8 protein-coding genes are annotated in these 14,976 nt (G+C 55.9%); 5 read left to right on the forward strand and 3 right to left on the reverse strand.

Going from position 1 to position 14,976, the window contains the following annotated elements; genetic code table 11:
• Window positions 1-656 precede the first annotated feature (656 nt).
• Together TH3_RS03385 and TH3_RS03390 are read right to left on the reverse strand one after the other, a co-directional pair.
• Window positions 657-2,096, reverse strand: coding sequence for a deoxyguanosinetriphosphate triphosphohydrolase (locus TH3_RS03385; RefSeq protein WP_007092550.1), 1,440 nt, complete (start codon window positions 2,094-2,096; stop codon window positions 657-659).
• A 110-nt stretch (window positions 2,097-2,206) separates the two neighbouring features.
• Complete coding sequence (locus TH3_RS03390; RefSeq protein ID WP_007092551.1) at window positions 2,207-2,626, reverse strand: DUF4870 family protein; 420 nt, start codon at window positions 2,624-2,626, stop codon at window positions 2,207-2,209.
• A gap of 241 nt (window positions 2,627-2,867) precedes the next feature.
• Here TH3_RS03390 and gor point away from each other — a divergent pair, with 241 nt between their 5' ends.
• The 4 genes from gor (at window position 2,868) to pbpC (ending at window position 13,122) form a co-directional block, all read left to right on the forward strand.
• On the forward strand, window positions 2,868-4,229 hold the full coding sequence (gor, locus tag TH3_RS03395; protein ID WP_007092552.1) for a glutathione-disulfide reductase: 1,362 nt from the start codon (window positions 2,868-2,870) through the stop codon (window positions 4,227-4,229).
• Between the two features lie 106 nt (window positions 4,230-4,335).
• A protein-coding gene (locus TH3_RS03400; protein ID WP_040059708.1) for an IS1182 family transposase occupies window positions 4,336-5,704 on the forward strand; the annotation gives its coding sequence in 2 pieces (ribosomal slippage) (window positions 4,336-4,812 and window positions 4,814-5,704; 1,368 coding nt in all).
• Between the two features lie 254 nt (window positions 5,705-5,958).
• The gene (locus TH3_RS22215) at window positions 5,959-10,992 is read left to right on the forward strand and encodes an MG2 domain-containing protein (RefSeq protein WP_167710546.1); all 5,034 of its coding nucleotides are present in this window, start codon (window positions 5,959-5,961) and stop codon (window positions 10,990-10,992) included.
• Between the two features lie 18 nt (window positions 10,993-11,010).
• The gene (gene pbpC / locus TH3_RS03410) at window positions 11,011-13,122 is read left to right on the forward strand and encodes a penicillin-binding protein 1C (protein ID WP_007091267.1); all 2,112 of its coding nucleotides are present in this window, start codon (window positions 11,011-11,013) and stop codon (window positions 13,120-13,122) included.
• 21 nt (window positions 13,123-13,143) lie between these two features.
• On the opposite strand, the gene TH3_RS03415 is transcribed toward pbpC, so the two are convergent.
• Window positions 13,144-13,632, reverse strand: a complete 489-nt coding sequence (locus TH3_RS03415) for an Lrp/AsnC family transcriptional regulator (protein WP_007091268.1) — start codon at window positions 13,630-13,632, stop codon at window positions 13,144-13,146.
• 179 nt (window positions 13,633-13,811) lie between these two features.
• Between TH3_RS03415 and TH3_RS03420 the strand changes: the two genes are divergently transcribed.
• A complete protein-coding gene (locus TH3_RS03420; protein ID WP_007091269.1) occupies window positions 13,812-14,828 on the forward strand; it encodes a 1-aminocyclopropane-1-carboxylate deaminase in 1,017 nt (338 codons plus the stop codon).
• The last annotated feature ends 148 nt before the right edge of the window (window positions 14,829-14,976 follow it).

Raw genomic sequence — 14,976 nt, forward strand, 5'->3', positions numbered from 1 at the left:
ATTCCGGGTCTGCGCTCCGCTTCGCCCGGAATGACGATTGTGATCAACCGCCAAGCCAATCCAGCCACCCCGGCAACCCGGCAACCCGGCAACCCGGCAACCCGGCCAGACGATCCCGTGCCGATCCAATCCGGGCGCAATTCGGGCCCGCTGATTCTCGGCATTGTCACGCTTCAACGACCGGACTGGACTGAACTGGACCGAACCAACTTCGTCCCGGCTATCGCTGCCCCAAACAAACGCCCTTGCCCCAAGGGCACATTTCTCCCGTCATGATAAATCACAGTTTTTCGCAAATTTCCCGCGGCCTTACGGCCCGGACGCACCACCGCCGTAATGGCTTTTCCATGCGCCAGTGACGGCCCGTTGGCGATACCGCCAGCGTCCTTTCAGACAATCAGATCGCTGTCCCGTCATCATCCCATTCCTGTTTTTGCCGCCCGAAACGCAAAAAACCCGCAAAAGCGAATCACGCTTTGCGGGTTTTGTCTCCGGACCCATTTGTCCTGTTGACTTTATCTTTATGCCACAACGAAAAGAACAAATCAAGAACTTTTTCAAAAAAAAACCGGAAAAAGTTCCCAATCAAAGCTCGGCACGGAAAGAATGGTATATTTATCAATGTCTTATGTGGGCGAACCTGCCGGGCTTTTGCGTTAAATCGTAATGCCCTGAAGCTTGCGAAACAGCGTGACCGCATAGCGGTCCGTCATGCCGGAAATATAATCCATCACCCGCATGATCCGGGCATAAAGCCCATCGGCTTCCGAAAGCTTGCCCGACAGAAGCTTGTCGATCCGGTCGGCCTGCGGCGGCAGGCGTTTGCCGTGGGTTTTATGTTCCTCGATGTCGATTGCCGCCCGGACAAAGCTGTCAAGCAGGCCATTGATCACCTCGAACCCGGCCATTTCAATCGGCAGGACATGCGGCGCGTTATAAATCCGTTCAACCGCCAGCATCTTGCAGTTTTTGGCATCCTTGCCAAGCGCCGTATTGGCCAGCAGATCACCTTCCAGCGTGCCCGCCAGCAACGCATCCTCATACGCGATAAAGGCATCGACCGCCGCCTTCACCAGATTGCCAATCGCCTTGCCGCGCAAAAAGCCGATCCGGTCATCTTCGGATTTCTCGGCATACCACGGCTCGGCCCGCAAATCGGCCCAGCGTTTTTCGGCATCACCCGGATATTTTTCCGGGTGGCGGGCAATCGGGGCAAGGGCGCGTTCGACCTGCTCGAAACTCACACAATTAAGTTCCCAGCCATCTTCAAGATCGACCACCGAATAACAGATGTCATCGGCCGCCTCGACCAGATAGACCAGCGGGTGGCGTCGCCACGCGCCGTCAAACCCGTCAAGCGGCGATAACCCGCAAACATTGGCAATCGCATGGGCAATGTCGCGTTCTGCCTGATAATATCCGGGTTTCTTAAGCCCGGTATATTCCTTTCGGCGCGCATCGGGCACCGACGTGCTGCGCGGATATTTGATAAAGCTGCCAAGCGTGCCGTAAGTCAGGTTAAGCCCGCCGTCAAACCGCTTCATTTCAAGCTGGCTGATGATGCGCAAGCCTTGCGCATTCCCTTCGAAATGCCGCAGATCTTCAAGCTCCGGCCCGGTCAGCCGCCCGGTCAGTTCTTCCTTGGCAAGGCGCGAGGTGGTGAACCATTCATTGATCGCATCTTCGCCCGAATGGCCGAATGGCGGGTTGCCGATATCATGGGCCAGGCAGGCGGCCTGCACCATGTAACCGATATCGGCGATGGTGATCGGGCTGTCTTTTGGTAGGTGCTTGACGATATGCCCGCCCGCCATAAGGCCAAGCGACTGCCCGACCGATCCGACCTCGATCGTGTGGGTCAGGCGGGTATGCACATGGTCATTTTCCGACAGCGGATGAACCTGTGTCTTGTTCTGAAGACGGCGGAACGAGGATGAAAAAATGATCCGGTCAACATCGATCTGGAACGGGCTTCTGCCATCCGGGCTTGGATGCGGATCGCCATCGGGCAGGCGGATCTTGCCATCCCGAAAATCAAGCCGGTGTGGTGAAAGCAGATTTTCCCAGCGCATTTTGGCCGGTTGCATCGAACCCATGGCGATGCGACTCCCTGTCCGTGTCGTGTGTGCGTCCGCAAACCCGACTTTAACGGGGTGGGGAGTCGGGCGCAATCGGACAAAACCGATTGCGCCAAATCAGTGTGATCTTATCCGAAGAACCAGCTTTTCGGATTATCAATCGGGCTGCCGTTAAGGGCGCGCAAAAGACCGATCACGTTGCGCCCGATGAACCACGCGGTGGTATAAAGCGCCATCAGCCCGACAATCGCCCAGCCCAGAAGCGGCACCCAGCCGATCACCAGCGTGAAAAAGCCCAGAATGATCGCATAAAGGATGCTGATCCAGAATGTGCGGATGACGAATGTGTAATGGCTGTTGGTCCAGTGATCATCATCCTCGCGCGCGACATAGGCAACGATCAGCGCGATCAGACCGGTGGCAAAGGCGGTAAACAGGGTCGCGATCATCAGGCCGTAACAGACGACAGCCGTATTGCCGCCGCGCGTATCTGCATATTGCGGGGCATTGTCAAACGATGCGTCCTGACCTGTCATCCGGTCACTCATGGGCGTTGTTCCTGTGTTGTGGGGCCGTTCATCAAATCACCGGCTCTTTTCAGCATATAGCGAGAAAATTACCAAATGCTATCTTCGGCTGGTCAACCGGCATCACAGGGGCGGTTTTCAGCGCGATAACACGAAATTCATCGCAAAGGCGCGGCTTTTGCCTCGACTCTTGTGATTTCCGCCCTACATTTGGCCCCATATCACGCAATGATCACAATGATCGAGAAATAAGGATTTCCGCATGTCGGATTATGATTATGACCTGTTTGTCATCGGTGCCGGATCGGGCGGGGTGCGGGCCGCACGCGTTGCATCTGGCTATGGGGCAAAGGTCGCGATTGCCGAGGAAAGCCGCGTTGGCGGTACCTGTGTCATTCGTGGCTGTGTGCCCAAAAAGCTTCTGGTTTACGGCGCACATTTTGCCGAGGATTTCGAAGACGCGGCAGCCTATGGCTGGACCCTTCCGCGCGAACCCAGCTTTAGCTGGAAAAAGCTGATTGCCAACAAGGATGCGGAAATTGATCGCCTGAATGGCATCTATAAAAAGCTTCTGGCGGGATCGAATATCGAACTGTTCGAAAGCCGCGCGGTGCTTAAGGATGCACACACCATTGCGGTTGGCGATAAAACCGTAACGGCGGATCGTATCCTGATTGCGGTGGGTGGCACGCCATCACTGCCCGATATTCCCGGTGTCGAGCACGCGATTTCCTCCAACGAGGCCTTCCACCTTGACGATCTGCCCGAACGTATCGCCGTTGTCGGCGGCGGCTATATCGCGGTTGAATTTGCCGGGATTTTCGCAGGCCTTGGCGCGCAGGTGACGCAATTCTATCGCGGCGATCAGATTTTGCGCGGTTTTGATCATGATATTCGCGAACACCTGGCCCGGGAAATCGTCAAAAAAGGTATCGACCTTAAGCTGAACACCAATGTCACCGCGATCAGCAAAAATGACGACGGGACGCTTTCCCTGACTCTGACCGGCGGCGGACATCAGGTTGTCGATGCCATCATGTTTGCCACCGGCCGCAAACCGAAAACCCATGGTATGGGTCTTGAGGAGGTCGGGGTGGAGCTTAAGGATAATAGTGCCATCATCACCAATGCGGGTCTGCAAACCAGCGTGCCAAATATCTATGCGGTTGGCGATGTTCGCGATCATGTCCAACTGACCCCGGTCGCGATCAAGGAAGGCATGGCGTTCGCCGATACGGTATTTGGCGGCAAACCGTGGTCGATGTCCTATAACGCCATCCCGACCGCGGTGTTCAGCCAGCCACCGGTCGGCACGGTTGGCCTGAGCGAGGAAGAAGCCCGCGCGAAGGGGGGCGAAGTCGTCATTTACAAATCGACCTTCAAACCAATGCGCCATACGCTTTCGGGGCGCGATGAAAAAACGCTGATGAAACTCATCGTCGATAAAACCACCGACGTCGTTCTTGGTGCGCACATGGTCGGCCCGGACGCCGCCGAAATCATCCAGGGTATCGGCATTGCGGTCCGCATGGGCGCAACCAAGGCCCAGTTCGACCAGACCGTCGCGGTGCATCCGTCGGCGGCGGAAGAATTCGTCACCATGCGCTTCCCGGTTGGCGACTAAATTCCGGTTTCCGGCCAGTCTTCTGAAAACAGGTGGTTTCCCGTAAACCACCTCAGACTGCTGACAAAGTCCTCGCCATTGGCGGGGATTTTTGATTCAATGGGGAATGCTTAAGAAACCCAGCCCACATCAAACCGAACTTGAGATGGTGACACTCGACAGTTTGGTCCCCAGCGATCATTTGCTTCGTAAGATCGATGCCGTGATCGATTTCAGTTTTATCCATGCGCGCGTGGCCGATTTGTACTGCGCGAACAATGGCCGTCCCGCCCTTGATCCGGTGATGATGTTTAAGGCGCTGTTCATTGGCTATCTGTTTGGCGTGCGCTCGGAGCGCCAGCTTGTGCGCGAGATTGAGGTCAATGTCGCCTATCGCTGGTTTTTGCAACTCAAGCTGACCGACAAGGTCTTTGATGCCTCGACCCTGTCGCAGAACCGGCGGCGTCGATATCATGATGCCAGTGTTGCGCAGGATATTTTTGACGAGATCGTCGAGCAGGCGATCAGGCACGGGCTGGTGGATGGTAAGGTTCTCTATACCGACAGCACGCATTTGAAGGCCGATGCCAACAAGAACAAATGGGGACCGCGAAGTGGTTGCCAAATCGCGCGCGGCCTATTGGGATGATCTGGATCTGGCGATTGAGGAAGACCGGGCGGCTCATGCGAAAAAGCCGCTCAAAGCCAAGGAACGCCAGCCGGTTGAGAAAGAAACCAAGATCAGCCGAACCGATCCCGACAGCGGATATATGGTGCGCGACGGCAAGCCCAAGGGCTTTTTCTATCTCGATCACCGCACGGTCGATGGCAAGCTTGGGATCATTACCGACAGTTACGCCACCCCGGCCAATCTGCATGACAGCATTCCCTATCTCGACCGTCTTGACCGACAAAGGCAGCGTTTTGACCTTGATGTTATCGCCGTCGGACTGGATGCGGGCTATGCGACCGCCGCGATTGCCAAAGGCCTTGAAGATCGTGACATCCTTGGCGTGACGGGCTATCGCCGCCCGAACCTTCGGGAAGGCTACATCCCCAAACGCAAATACGTTTATGACCCTGAACGTGATGCTTATCGCTGCCCCGAAGGTCAGCTTCTGTCTTATGCGACAACCGACCGAAATGGATACCGCCATTATCACAGCGACCCGGAAAAATGCCGCACCTGTCCTGTGCTGGCTTCCTGTACCGCCAATGCCCACCACCGAAAAACTGTCACGCGCCATGTCTGGCAAGACGCCAGAGACCGGGCTGACGCCTATCGTCTGACAGAGTGGGGCAAGCGGGTTTACAAGCGCCGAAAAGAGACGGTCGAACGCTCTTTTGCAGATGCCAAACAGCTTCACGGTAATCGATATGCAAGGTTCCGGGGACTGATCAATGTCAAATGCCAATGTCTGCTGGCCGCCGCCGCCCAAAACATCAAGAAAATAGCCCTGGCTTTGGGCCCCAAGGGGCCAATCGCTGAGGGATAATCCCCTCGGCACACTCAAGCCAGCTTTCAAACACCTCTAAAAGAAAAACCCCGCCAAAATATGACGGGGTTTGTCAGCGGTCTGAGGTGGTTTCCCGTAAACCACCTGTTTTTTTGTGTGATGTTTATGCTGGACGACGGACCACAAAAAACCTTTATTGTGCAGAAGGATAAAAATCAGAATTCTGCCAATAAAATAAAAATACAGAGGTTCGGATGCGTTGCGTGAAATGGCTGACAGGCCTTTTTTTCTTGATGGTTACCTTGCCGGCTTTAACGGCTCTTGCTCAGGAAAAGGGGCCGTCACAGACGCCCGTGATCTATGCCGCAAGTTTCCCGTGCGAACGCGCATCAACGCTTGTTGAACATGCGATCTGCCAGAACGAAGACCTGGCAAAACGTGACCTTGAAATGGCGCGACGTTACCAGTCGGTAATGTCCATGTCAGACCCGGATCAGCAAAACAGCATCGAAAGCGATCAGGTGGGCTGGCTTTGGGAACGCAACCGCGCCTGCAGTTTTGACGCATCGGAAACCGCAAAAATCCATGACTGCCTTGCGGGGCAATATGATGCCCGGATTGCGGTTCTTGCCGGAATGCTGCGCGGGGATATTGTTCTTCAGAATGTGTCGGTGGCATCGGACAAAGCGGTGAGCGAAACCTGCTTTGTGTTTGATCACGAATTGCGTGCCGATCAGGATCTTGAATTGCGTGCCTATATCGAATTGTCGCCAAAACGGGACTATTCGGCGCGCATTTCCAACGGCGCGCTGTGTCTGTTTGGCCTTCCGCATTCGCAAACCACCAATGTTACCCTGCGCAAGGGCCTCAGAGGCCCCCACGATTTTGCCCTGTCAGAGGATATCAGCCACGATGTGAAGGTCGGGACGCGCCGTGCCACGATTTCACTGGGTACAAACAGCTATATCCTGCCAAAAAGTGATACACCGGTCTTGCCGGTTACAACGGTCAATCATGATCGTGTGGCGCTTAAATTCTATCGCGTGGTGGAACGAAACATCGTTACGACGCTGACCCGCAATCTTCTGGCGCGTGAACTTGATAATTGGGACATGCGCCAGATCGGCAATGATATCGGGGCGGAAATCTGGTCTGGAACGCTTGATATTCGCAATCGTCCGGATCAGGACGTCGTCACCCAGATTCCCCTGCGCGATATGGTTTCGGACTTCAAGCCGGGGCTCTATGTTCTGGTCGCAAGCGATCCGGATCAGGATGAAAGCTGGGCCAATCAGCCGACTCAATGGTTGGTGGTCACCGATCTTGGTCTTTCGGCCTATAGCGGCGAAAATGGTCTGTCGCTTCAGGTCCGGTCGCTTAAATCGGCTGAACCGGTCGGTCGGGCGACGGTGCGGCTTGTCGCCCGCAATAATGAAATACTCGGTGAAGCCGTCACCAGGGCGGATGGCTGGGCGGACCTTTCGGGGGCATTGTTAAACGGCACCGGCGGCAAACAGGCGGTTTATCTGACCGCAGAAACCAGAGACGGTGATTTTTCGTTTATTTCGCTGACCCAGCCAGCACTGGAGCTGTCGGACCATGGTGTCGCGGGCAAGGCGCCGCCCAAACCGCTGCAAACCTATCTGTACTCGGAACGTGGTATCTATCGACCGGGCGAGACGGTGAAGCTTGGTTATTTGCTGCGTGACGACAAGGCCAATGCGCGCGCCCAAATCCCCCTGACCATTGTTTTGTACCAACCCGATGGCAAGGAAGTTTTCAAAACCGTTCAGTCCCCGGATGATTTGGGCGGCGGGCGTGTCGATATCCCCATTTCAGGCGCTGCCGCGACCGGGAAATGGCGGATTGCTGCCTATAGCGATCCAAAGGCCGATGCCATCGGCAATCTTGAAATTCAGGTCGAGGAATTCGTTCCCGAACGTCTTGAAGTCAGCGCGCATGTATCGGCCCCCTATATGGCCTTTGGTGCATCCATGCCGGTTGATGTTCAAACCGATTATCTGTTTGGGGCCCCGGGAAGTGGCCTTCGGGTCAGCGGGGATGCCTTGCTTCAGGTTGATCACAAACCGTTTGAGACCTATGGCGATTATTATTTTGGCTTGGCATCGGAAACGGCGCAAATCCGCAATGCTTTCGACCCTGTAAAAAGCGATGACAGTGGTTACGCCGAACTGAAGGTTCCGGCCTTTGACGAGGTTGATGTTTCCTCGCCGCTGCGCGTCCGGCTAAACATCGAGGTTGCCGATATCGATGGCCGTCCCAGCCGGGCGACCGTCAATCTGCCGCTGCGCAATAGCGACACCTTTGTTGGTGTAAGAGCCCGCTTTGATGGCGATACCCTGTCTTATGGGCAAGCCGCGACATTTGATGCAATCGCGCTGAATGCCACGGGTGATCCAATCGCCAATCATGAATTGCAGATCGAATGGGTCCGCGAGGAACGCGATTACAACTGGTTCTATCAGGATGGTCGCTGGCAATCGAGTTACGAAAAATATGACATTCCCGTTGATCGGGAAATCGTCACGACCGGCCCGGATGGCGTTGTTTCGTTCGATCGCGGATTTGATGACTGGGGATATTATCGCGCGGTCATTCGCGATACCCAGACCGGCAGTGCGGCCGATCATACCTTCCATGTCGGCTGGTGGTCGAACGGGCAATCCCCCGACCGCCCCGATCAGCTTGCCCTGACGGTTGAGGCCGACGACGTCAAACCGGGTGATACGATCAATGGCTTTGTCAAAGCACCGTTCGAAGGCAGACTTCAGGTAACGGTTGCCCACAAAAACATTCTCTGGCGTCAGGAATTTGATCTTTCGGCGGATGGCACGGAATTCAGTATCCCTGTCCGCGCGGAATGGGGCAGCGGCGCCTATGTTCTTGCTACGGCCTATCGTGCGGGTCTTGATACCGATCAGCACGGTCCGTTCCGTGCCGTCGGGGCCAAATGGATTTCGTTTGACAGTGAAAGCCACAGATTGAAAGTCGATTTTGACCTGCCCGACGAAGTCCTGCCATCCAGTCATCTTTCGGTGCCGGTCACGGTTTCGGGCGAGGTGGTTGGTGATGAAGACCTGCGCGTCAATGTCTTTGCCGTTGATGAAGGCATCCTGCGTCTTACCGGTTTCAAGACACCGCGCCCTGATCTTGATCTGCTGGCACAACAATATCTGCAACTTGGCTATTATGATCTTTATGGTCATCTGATCGCCCCGCAATCCGGGGATGCCGGAACGATCCGGTCCGGGGGGGATGAAACGGATTCTGGGAATCTGGGGTCATTGCGTGCCCGCGTATTCAAATCGGTGGCACTGGCCAGTGATACCTTGAAACCCGATGAAAACGGTGTGGCGACCGCACAGTTTGATCTGCCTGATTTTAACGGCAAACTGCGTTTCTTTGCCGTGGCCTATAGCAAAACCGCCACCGGTGGTGGGGCGGCAAATATGCTGGTACGTGCCCCGATTGTCGCCGAACTTTTACCCGCCCGTTTTCAGGCACCGGGGGATGTCTCCAATGTGGCTCTGCGTCTGCAAAATCTAAGCGGTCCGGCTGGCGATTATCACGCCCGCTTGTCGGCCAGTGATGAATTTTCCATCGCCCAGCCCGACTGGAACGGTGTTTTGGCGCAGGGCCAGCAAATTGAAACTGCATTTGACATTACCGCGCGAAAGATCGGTGTCGGGACGCTGACACTTGATGTTTCCGGGCCGGATGGCTACCGCCAGCAGCGCCAGTGGGATATGGAAGTCCGCCCAGCCCAGCCTTGGGAAAACCACACCGCACAGGCGGAATTGACCGCGGGTGATGTCCTTGATTTCGATGCTGACATCCTCGGTCAGTATTTGCCTGAAACGGTCAATATGAACCTGACCCTGTCCTCGGTTCCCGAAATCAGGGTTCAGGACCTGATCACGGCACTTGATCGCTATCCCTATGGTTGTCTGGAGCAAACCACCAGCCGGGCGTTCCCGTTGCTGTCGTTTGGGGATGCCCAGTCACGCTGGAATGACGTCCGTTTCGATGCGGCCGGTCTGGACGACAAAATCCGTGACGGCATCGTGCGCATTCTTGCCAAGCAGCGCGGCGATGGCAGTTTCGGTTTCTGGGATCGCCATAATGATCCCGAACCGTGGCTGACTGCGTACGCCACCGATTTCCTGACGGCCGCGCGTGCGCGCGGATATACCGTGCTGGATGACCGTTTTGATGATGCGCTGGATTGGATGCAGGACGTTGTGCGCTATGAACAATACCCGCCCGAAGCACGCGCCTATATGGTGCTGGTGCTGGCGCGCAATGATCGGTATTCCGTGTCGAACCTGAAATACGAAGCGGAAAAACTGCTCAATACCGGCATCGGGTCGCTGTCGCGCGCTCAGGTGAATGCCGCCCTGGTGACAGTTGGCGCGGACGCCGATCCGGTTTCAATGGATGACATCCTTCAAAATCTTGGCTCGACCGGGCGCTATTATCACAGCTTCGGCTCGTCCTTGCGCGATCTGTCGGCAATCCTGACCCTGCCAAAGGAAATCTTTGCCAGCGAAACGGAACGCCTGGCCCTTTTGCGGGCTGTCACCGAACAATCCGATCAGGAACGCTATACAAGTACCCAGGAAAAAGGCTGGCTGTTGCAGGCGGCGACCAGCATTACCAAAGATGCCAGCCAGCTGGTTTCCCTGCGTCTGAACGGACGAGACATGGAACCGGCGCGAAGCTATCGCCTGACATTACTGCCCGAACTTGTGACACCGGGATACAAGGTGGAAAATATCGGGGATCACACGGTTTTTGCCCGCTGGTCCGTTACCGGCATTCCGGCCAGCCCACTGGCACCAGAGGCCCATAACCTGTCGATCAAGCGCCAATATTTTGATCTTGATGGCAAACCGGCCTCTTTGGAAAATGTCAAAACCGGTGACCGGTTGATTGTGGTTCTGTCGGGGAAAAGTACGGCCAAACTGTCGCACCGTGCCTTGGTGGTGGATTTGCTGCCTGCCGGGTTTGAAATTGAAAGCAACGCGCATTTCCCTGAACTGGATGGCAAGCTTTCTCTTGGCCCCGATGACGTCTCCTGGACCGATTTCCGCGCCGAACGCGATGACCGGTTCGTCGCCTCGATCAATATTGGCAGTGGCGGTTACGGGCGTTACGAGAAAGCCGATTTCCGCCTGTCTTACGTTGTTCGTGCGGTGACGCCGGGGACCTATATCCTTCCGGCACCTTATATCGAAGATATGTACAAACCGGCCTTCTTCGCCCGTGGTGCGGTGTCCTCGCTTGTGGTCAAACCGATCAACTAACCGCGAAAGACACCCGCCGTGACATTGACATGGCCCAAACCCGGACGCGCTTCTATCATTGTCGGCAGTTTTCTGCTGGCAATGGCGTGTCTGTGGGGGCTTGATCGGGTTTTCCCGCCCAATCTTTCCCGGTTGGATGATCTTTCAACCGTGGTTGAAGGTGAAAATGGCCGCCCGTTGCGGGTTTTTGGCACCGCCGATGGATTGCTGCGGCTGGAAACGCGGATTGCGGAAATTGATCCGAAATATATCCGGTTTCTGAAATCCTATGAGGACCGCCGTTTTGACAGTCACTTTGGCGTTGATCCGCTGGCCCTTATCCGCGCCGTCGGGCAATGGGTGCGGGCAGGGCATGTCGTGTCGGGCGGATCAACACTGACGATGCAGGTTGCCCGCCTTCTGGAGCCGCGTGATCGCACGATCCTATCAAAAATCGTCGAAATGCTGCGCGCCATCCAACTCGAAGCCCATTATTCCAAAACGGAAATCCTTGATATGTATGTCACGCTGGCTCCGTTTGGCGGGCGTGTCGAAGGTATTCGAAGTGCCACCCATGTCTATTTCCGCAAAGAACCCGATCACCTGACAATTGCCGAGGCGGCCTTGCTTACCGTGCTGCCGCAATCGCCCGGCCGTCTGCGCCCGGATCGTTTTCCCGAAACGGCGCGTGCTGCCCGTGACAAGGTGCTGGATCGGCTATATTTAACGAATGCCATTTCCCGGGCCGATTATATCGAAGCTTTGGCGGAACCTTTGCCCGTTGCGCAATATCCGTTGCCGATGCTTGCCCCGCATCTTGCCGAACGGTTGGTCGCAACCAATCGCGATCAGACCCGTATCGTCACGACGATTGATCCGGCCCTTCAGGCTGACCTTCAAAAGCTTGTTGAATTTCAAGGTGGGGATCAAGCCCCCGAACGTTCTGTGGCCATTATGGTTATTGAAAACAGCACGTCAAAGGTCCGTACCCATCTGGGGGCTCGCGATTATCTGGATCGGGCCAGTCACGGGTTCGTCGATATGACGCGTGCCATCCGTTCCCCCGGATCAACGTTAAAGCCGTTCATCTACGCCCTGTCATTTGATGATCACCAGACCCATCCCCAGACCATGATCTGGGATCGGGAAATTGCCGATGGCAGTTACCACCCGACCAACTTCGATCACGGCGAATATGGGCAGATCAGCATTGCTGACGCCCTGCGATTTAGCCTTAACATCCCGGCCGTCAAGGTGCTTGAACGATATGGCCCGATCCGGTTTGCGCAAAGCTTGCGCCGAAATGGCCTTGAAATGCGGTTGCCCGGTGAAGCGCAAAGTCCCAATCTTGCCATGGCGCTTGGCGGGGTTGGCGTGCGCCTTGAAGACCTGATCGGGTTTTATCGGGCGCTGGCTGCGGATCGTAAAAACTGTCCGTTGCAATATCTGCGTGATCGGGCGCCCGTTCCGTGCCTGTCCGACAGCGATATGTTTTCAGTTCGAACTCAAAACTGGATCACGGGTATTTTGCAAAATACGCCGCGTCCTGCGGGATATCGTTGGCAATCGTCGGACAATACCAATGCCCCGCCGATTGCCTTTAAAACCGGTACCTCATATGGCTATCGCGACGCTTGGGCATTTGGCTATGCCGTGGATTATACCGTTGGCGTTTGGGTGGGGAAGGCATCCGGGCAACCGATACCGGGCCAAACCGGCCTTGGCGCTGCCGCCCCCATTTTGTTTTCCGTGTTTGAAAAACTCCCTCGTCCGCCTTTGCCACCGGCCAGGAAAGCGGCCTTTAACCTTTGGAAAGCACCGCCGCCCGACCTTCTTAAGGACTTTTCGCGTCAACAGAAGGGCACGACAAAACAGGGTGCCAACGGCCTTGATATCATTTCCCCTGCCGAGGATGCGGTTTTCCTGCTCGGCGATATTCAGCAGCGCGGCGTGCCGCTGCGTGCCCGCAACGGCCTGCGCCCTCTGATCTGGATCATCAATGGCGTGCCGCTTGTTTCCGACCCTTGGAAACGCAGCGTAAACTGGATGCCCGATGCACCGGGTTTTTACGATATCACCGTGCTTGATCGTCAGGGAGCAGCGCACCATCGCCGCATCACCATTCGTACAGCGTTGCCGTCCGACCGCTAACTCTGTTGATCTTGTTCTTGGTCAAAACGCCAGCGGTGCATTGTCGACGACCTCTTTCATCACAAAAAACGTTCGCGTTTGTCGGACACCGGGAAGCGCAATCAGCTGATCGCCATGCAGGTGATTGAAATCGGCCATGTCGCGGACCCGGATTTTCAGAAAGTAATCGAAATCCCCCGCCACCAGATGGCAATCAAGGATGAACGGAAGTTTCCGGCACGCGGTTTCGAACGCGGCGAAGCTGTCAGGGGTTGAGCGGTCCAGTACCACGCCAACCATCACCAGTGCGGCGCGATCCACCTTGTCCGGGGCGATCTGGGCGCGGATGGAGGTGATATATCCTTCTTCGAACAGGCGTTGCATCCGGCGGTGGCAGGTGGCCGGGCTGACATTGACCCGTTTGGCGATATCGGCATTGCCCATTCGTCCGTCAGTTTGCAGCAGGCGCAAAATCTTTTGATCGATGCGGTCTATCGGGCTGGCATTCGCGGGATTGGCATGCTGCGCCATGAAAGGACCTTCCGTAATTCTGTAAATTTTCGAAATTCTAGGCATATTTTGACGCACGATGAAAGCTTCGCGTGAAAAATTGGTGCGAAGTTCGAGAACACCTTTCACGCGGTTGGCGGTAGCATTTCCCCTTCATGAGGTTCGTTTCCCATGTCGTTCTGCAAATCAGGGAGTGCGCGATGCGCCTGGATAAATTTGAAAAATACAAACTGACCTTTGGCCCGACCCCGATTGAGGCCCTGCCGCGTCTTTCCGCCCATCTTGGCGGCGATGTCGAGCTTTATGCCAAGCGCGAGGATTGCAATTCCGGGCTGGCCTTTGGCGGCAACAAGGTCCGCAAGATGGAATATATCATCCCCGATGCGATCAAATCCGGGGCCGATACCCTTGTCACCATCGGCGGTGTGCAATCCAACCACACAAGGCAGGTTGCGGCCATCGCCGCCAAGATCGGCATGAAATGCCGTCTGGTGCAGGAAAGCTGGGTGCCGTTTAACGATGCGGTTTATGACCGGGTCGGCAACATTCTGATGAGCCGCGTCATGGGGGCGGAGATCGAGCTGGTCGATGAGGGCTTTGATATCGGTATCCGCGAAAGCTGGGAAGCCGCCCTTGAGGATGTGAAGGCCAAGGGCGGGGTGCCTTACCCGATCCCGGCCGGGGCATCGGTGCATAAATATGGCGGTCTTGGTTTTGTCGGCTTTGCCGAGGAAGTCCGCGCCCAGGAAGCCGAGCTTGGCTTTAAATTCGATTATATCGTGGTCTGCACCGTGACCGGTTCCACCCATGCCGGGATGGCTGTCGGTTTTGCCGCCGATGGCCGTGCGGATAAGGTGGTTGGCATTGATGCGTCGGGTACCCTCGAACAGACCCGCGCGCAGGTTCTGGCGATTGCTCAGAAAACCGCCGATCTGGTCGAACTTGAAGGCGGTATTTCGGATCGCGACATCACCCTGATCGAAGATTATGCCTATCCGGCTTATGGCGTGCCGTCCGATGAAACCAACGAGGCAATTCGCCTGTGTGGTCGTCTGGAAGGCATGATGACCGACCCGGTTTACGAGGGCAAATCGATGCAGGGCATGATCGATCTGGTCAAAAAGGGCTATTTCCCCAAGGGGGCCAAAGTCCTGTACGCCCATCTTGGCGGTGTGCCGGCGATCAATGCCTATAGTTACCTTTATCGTAACGGCTGACTGGCCGTTCACAACCCTTGCACCCGCGCCACCCTGTCATTCCCGTTCTGGCGGGAATTTGGTCTCCCACAGCTCTCCCTCGAGGATGGGGTGGTGCGAACGCAAAGGGGAAGCCGTTATGGCTTCCCCTTTGTCGTTTTGGGTCTCT

Origin of the sequence: Thalassospira xiamenensis M-5 = DSM 17429 (genome assembly GCF_000300235.2) — a bacterium.
Classification (GTDB): Bacteria; Pseudomonadota; Alphaproteobacteria; order Rhodospirillales; family Thalassospiraceae; genus Thalassospira; species Thalassospira xiamenensis.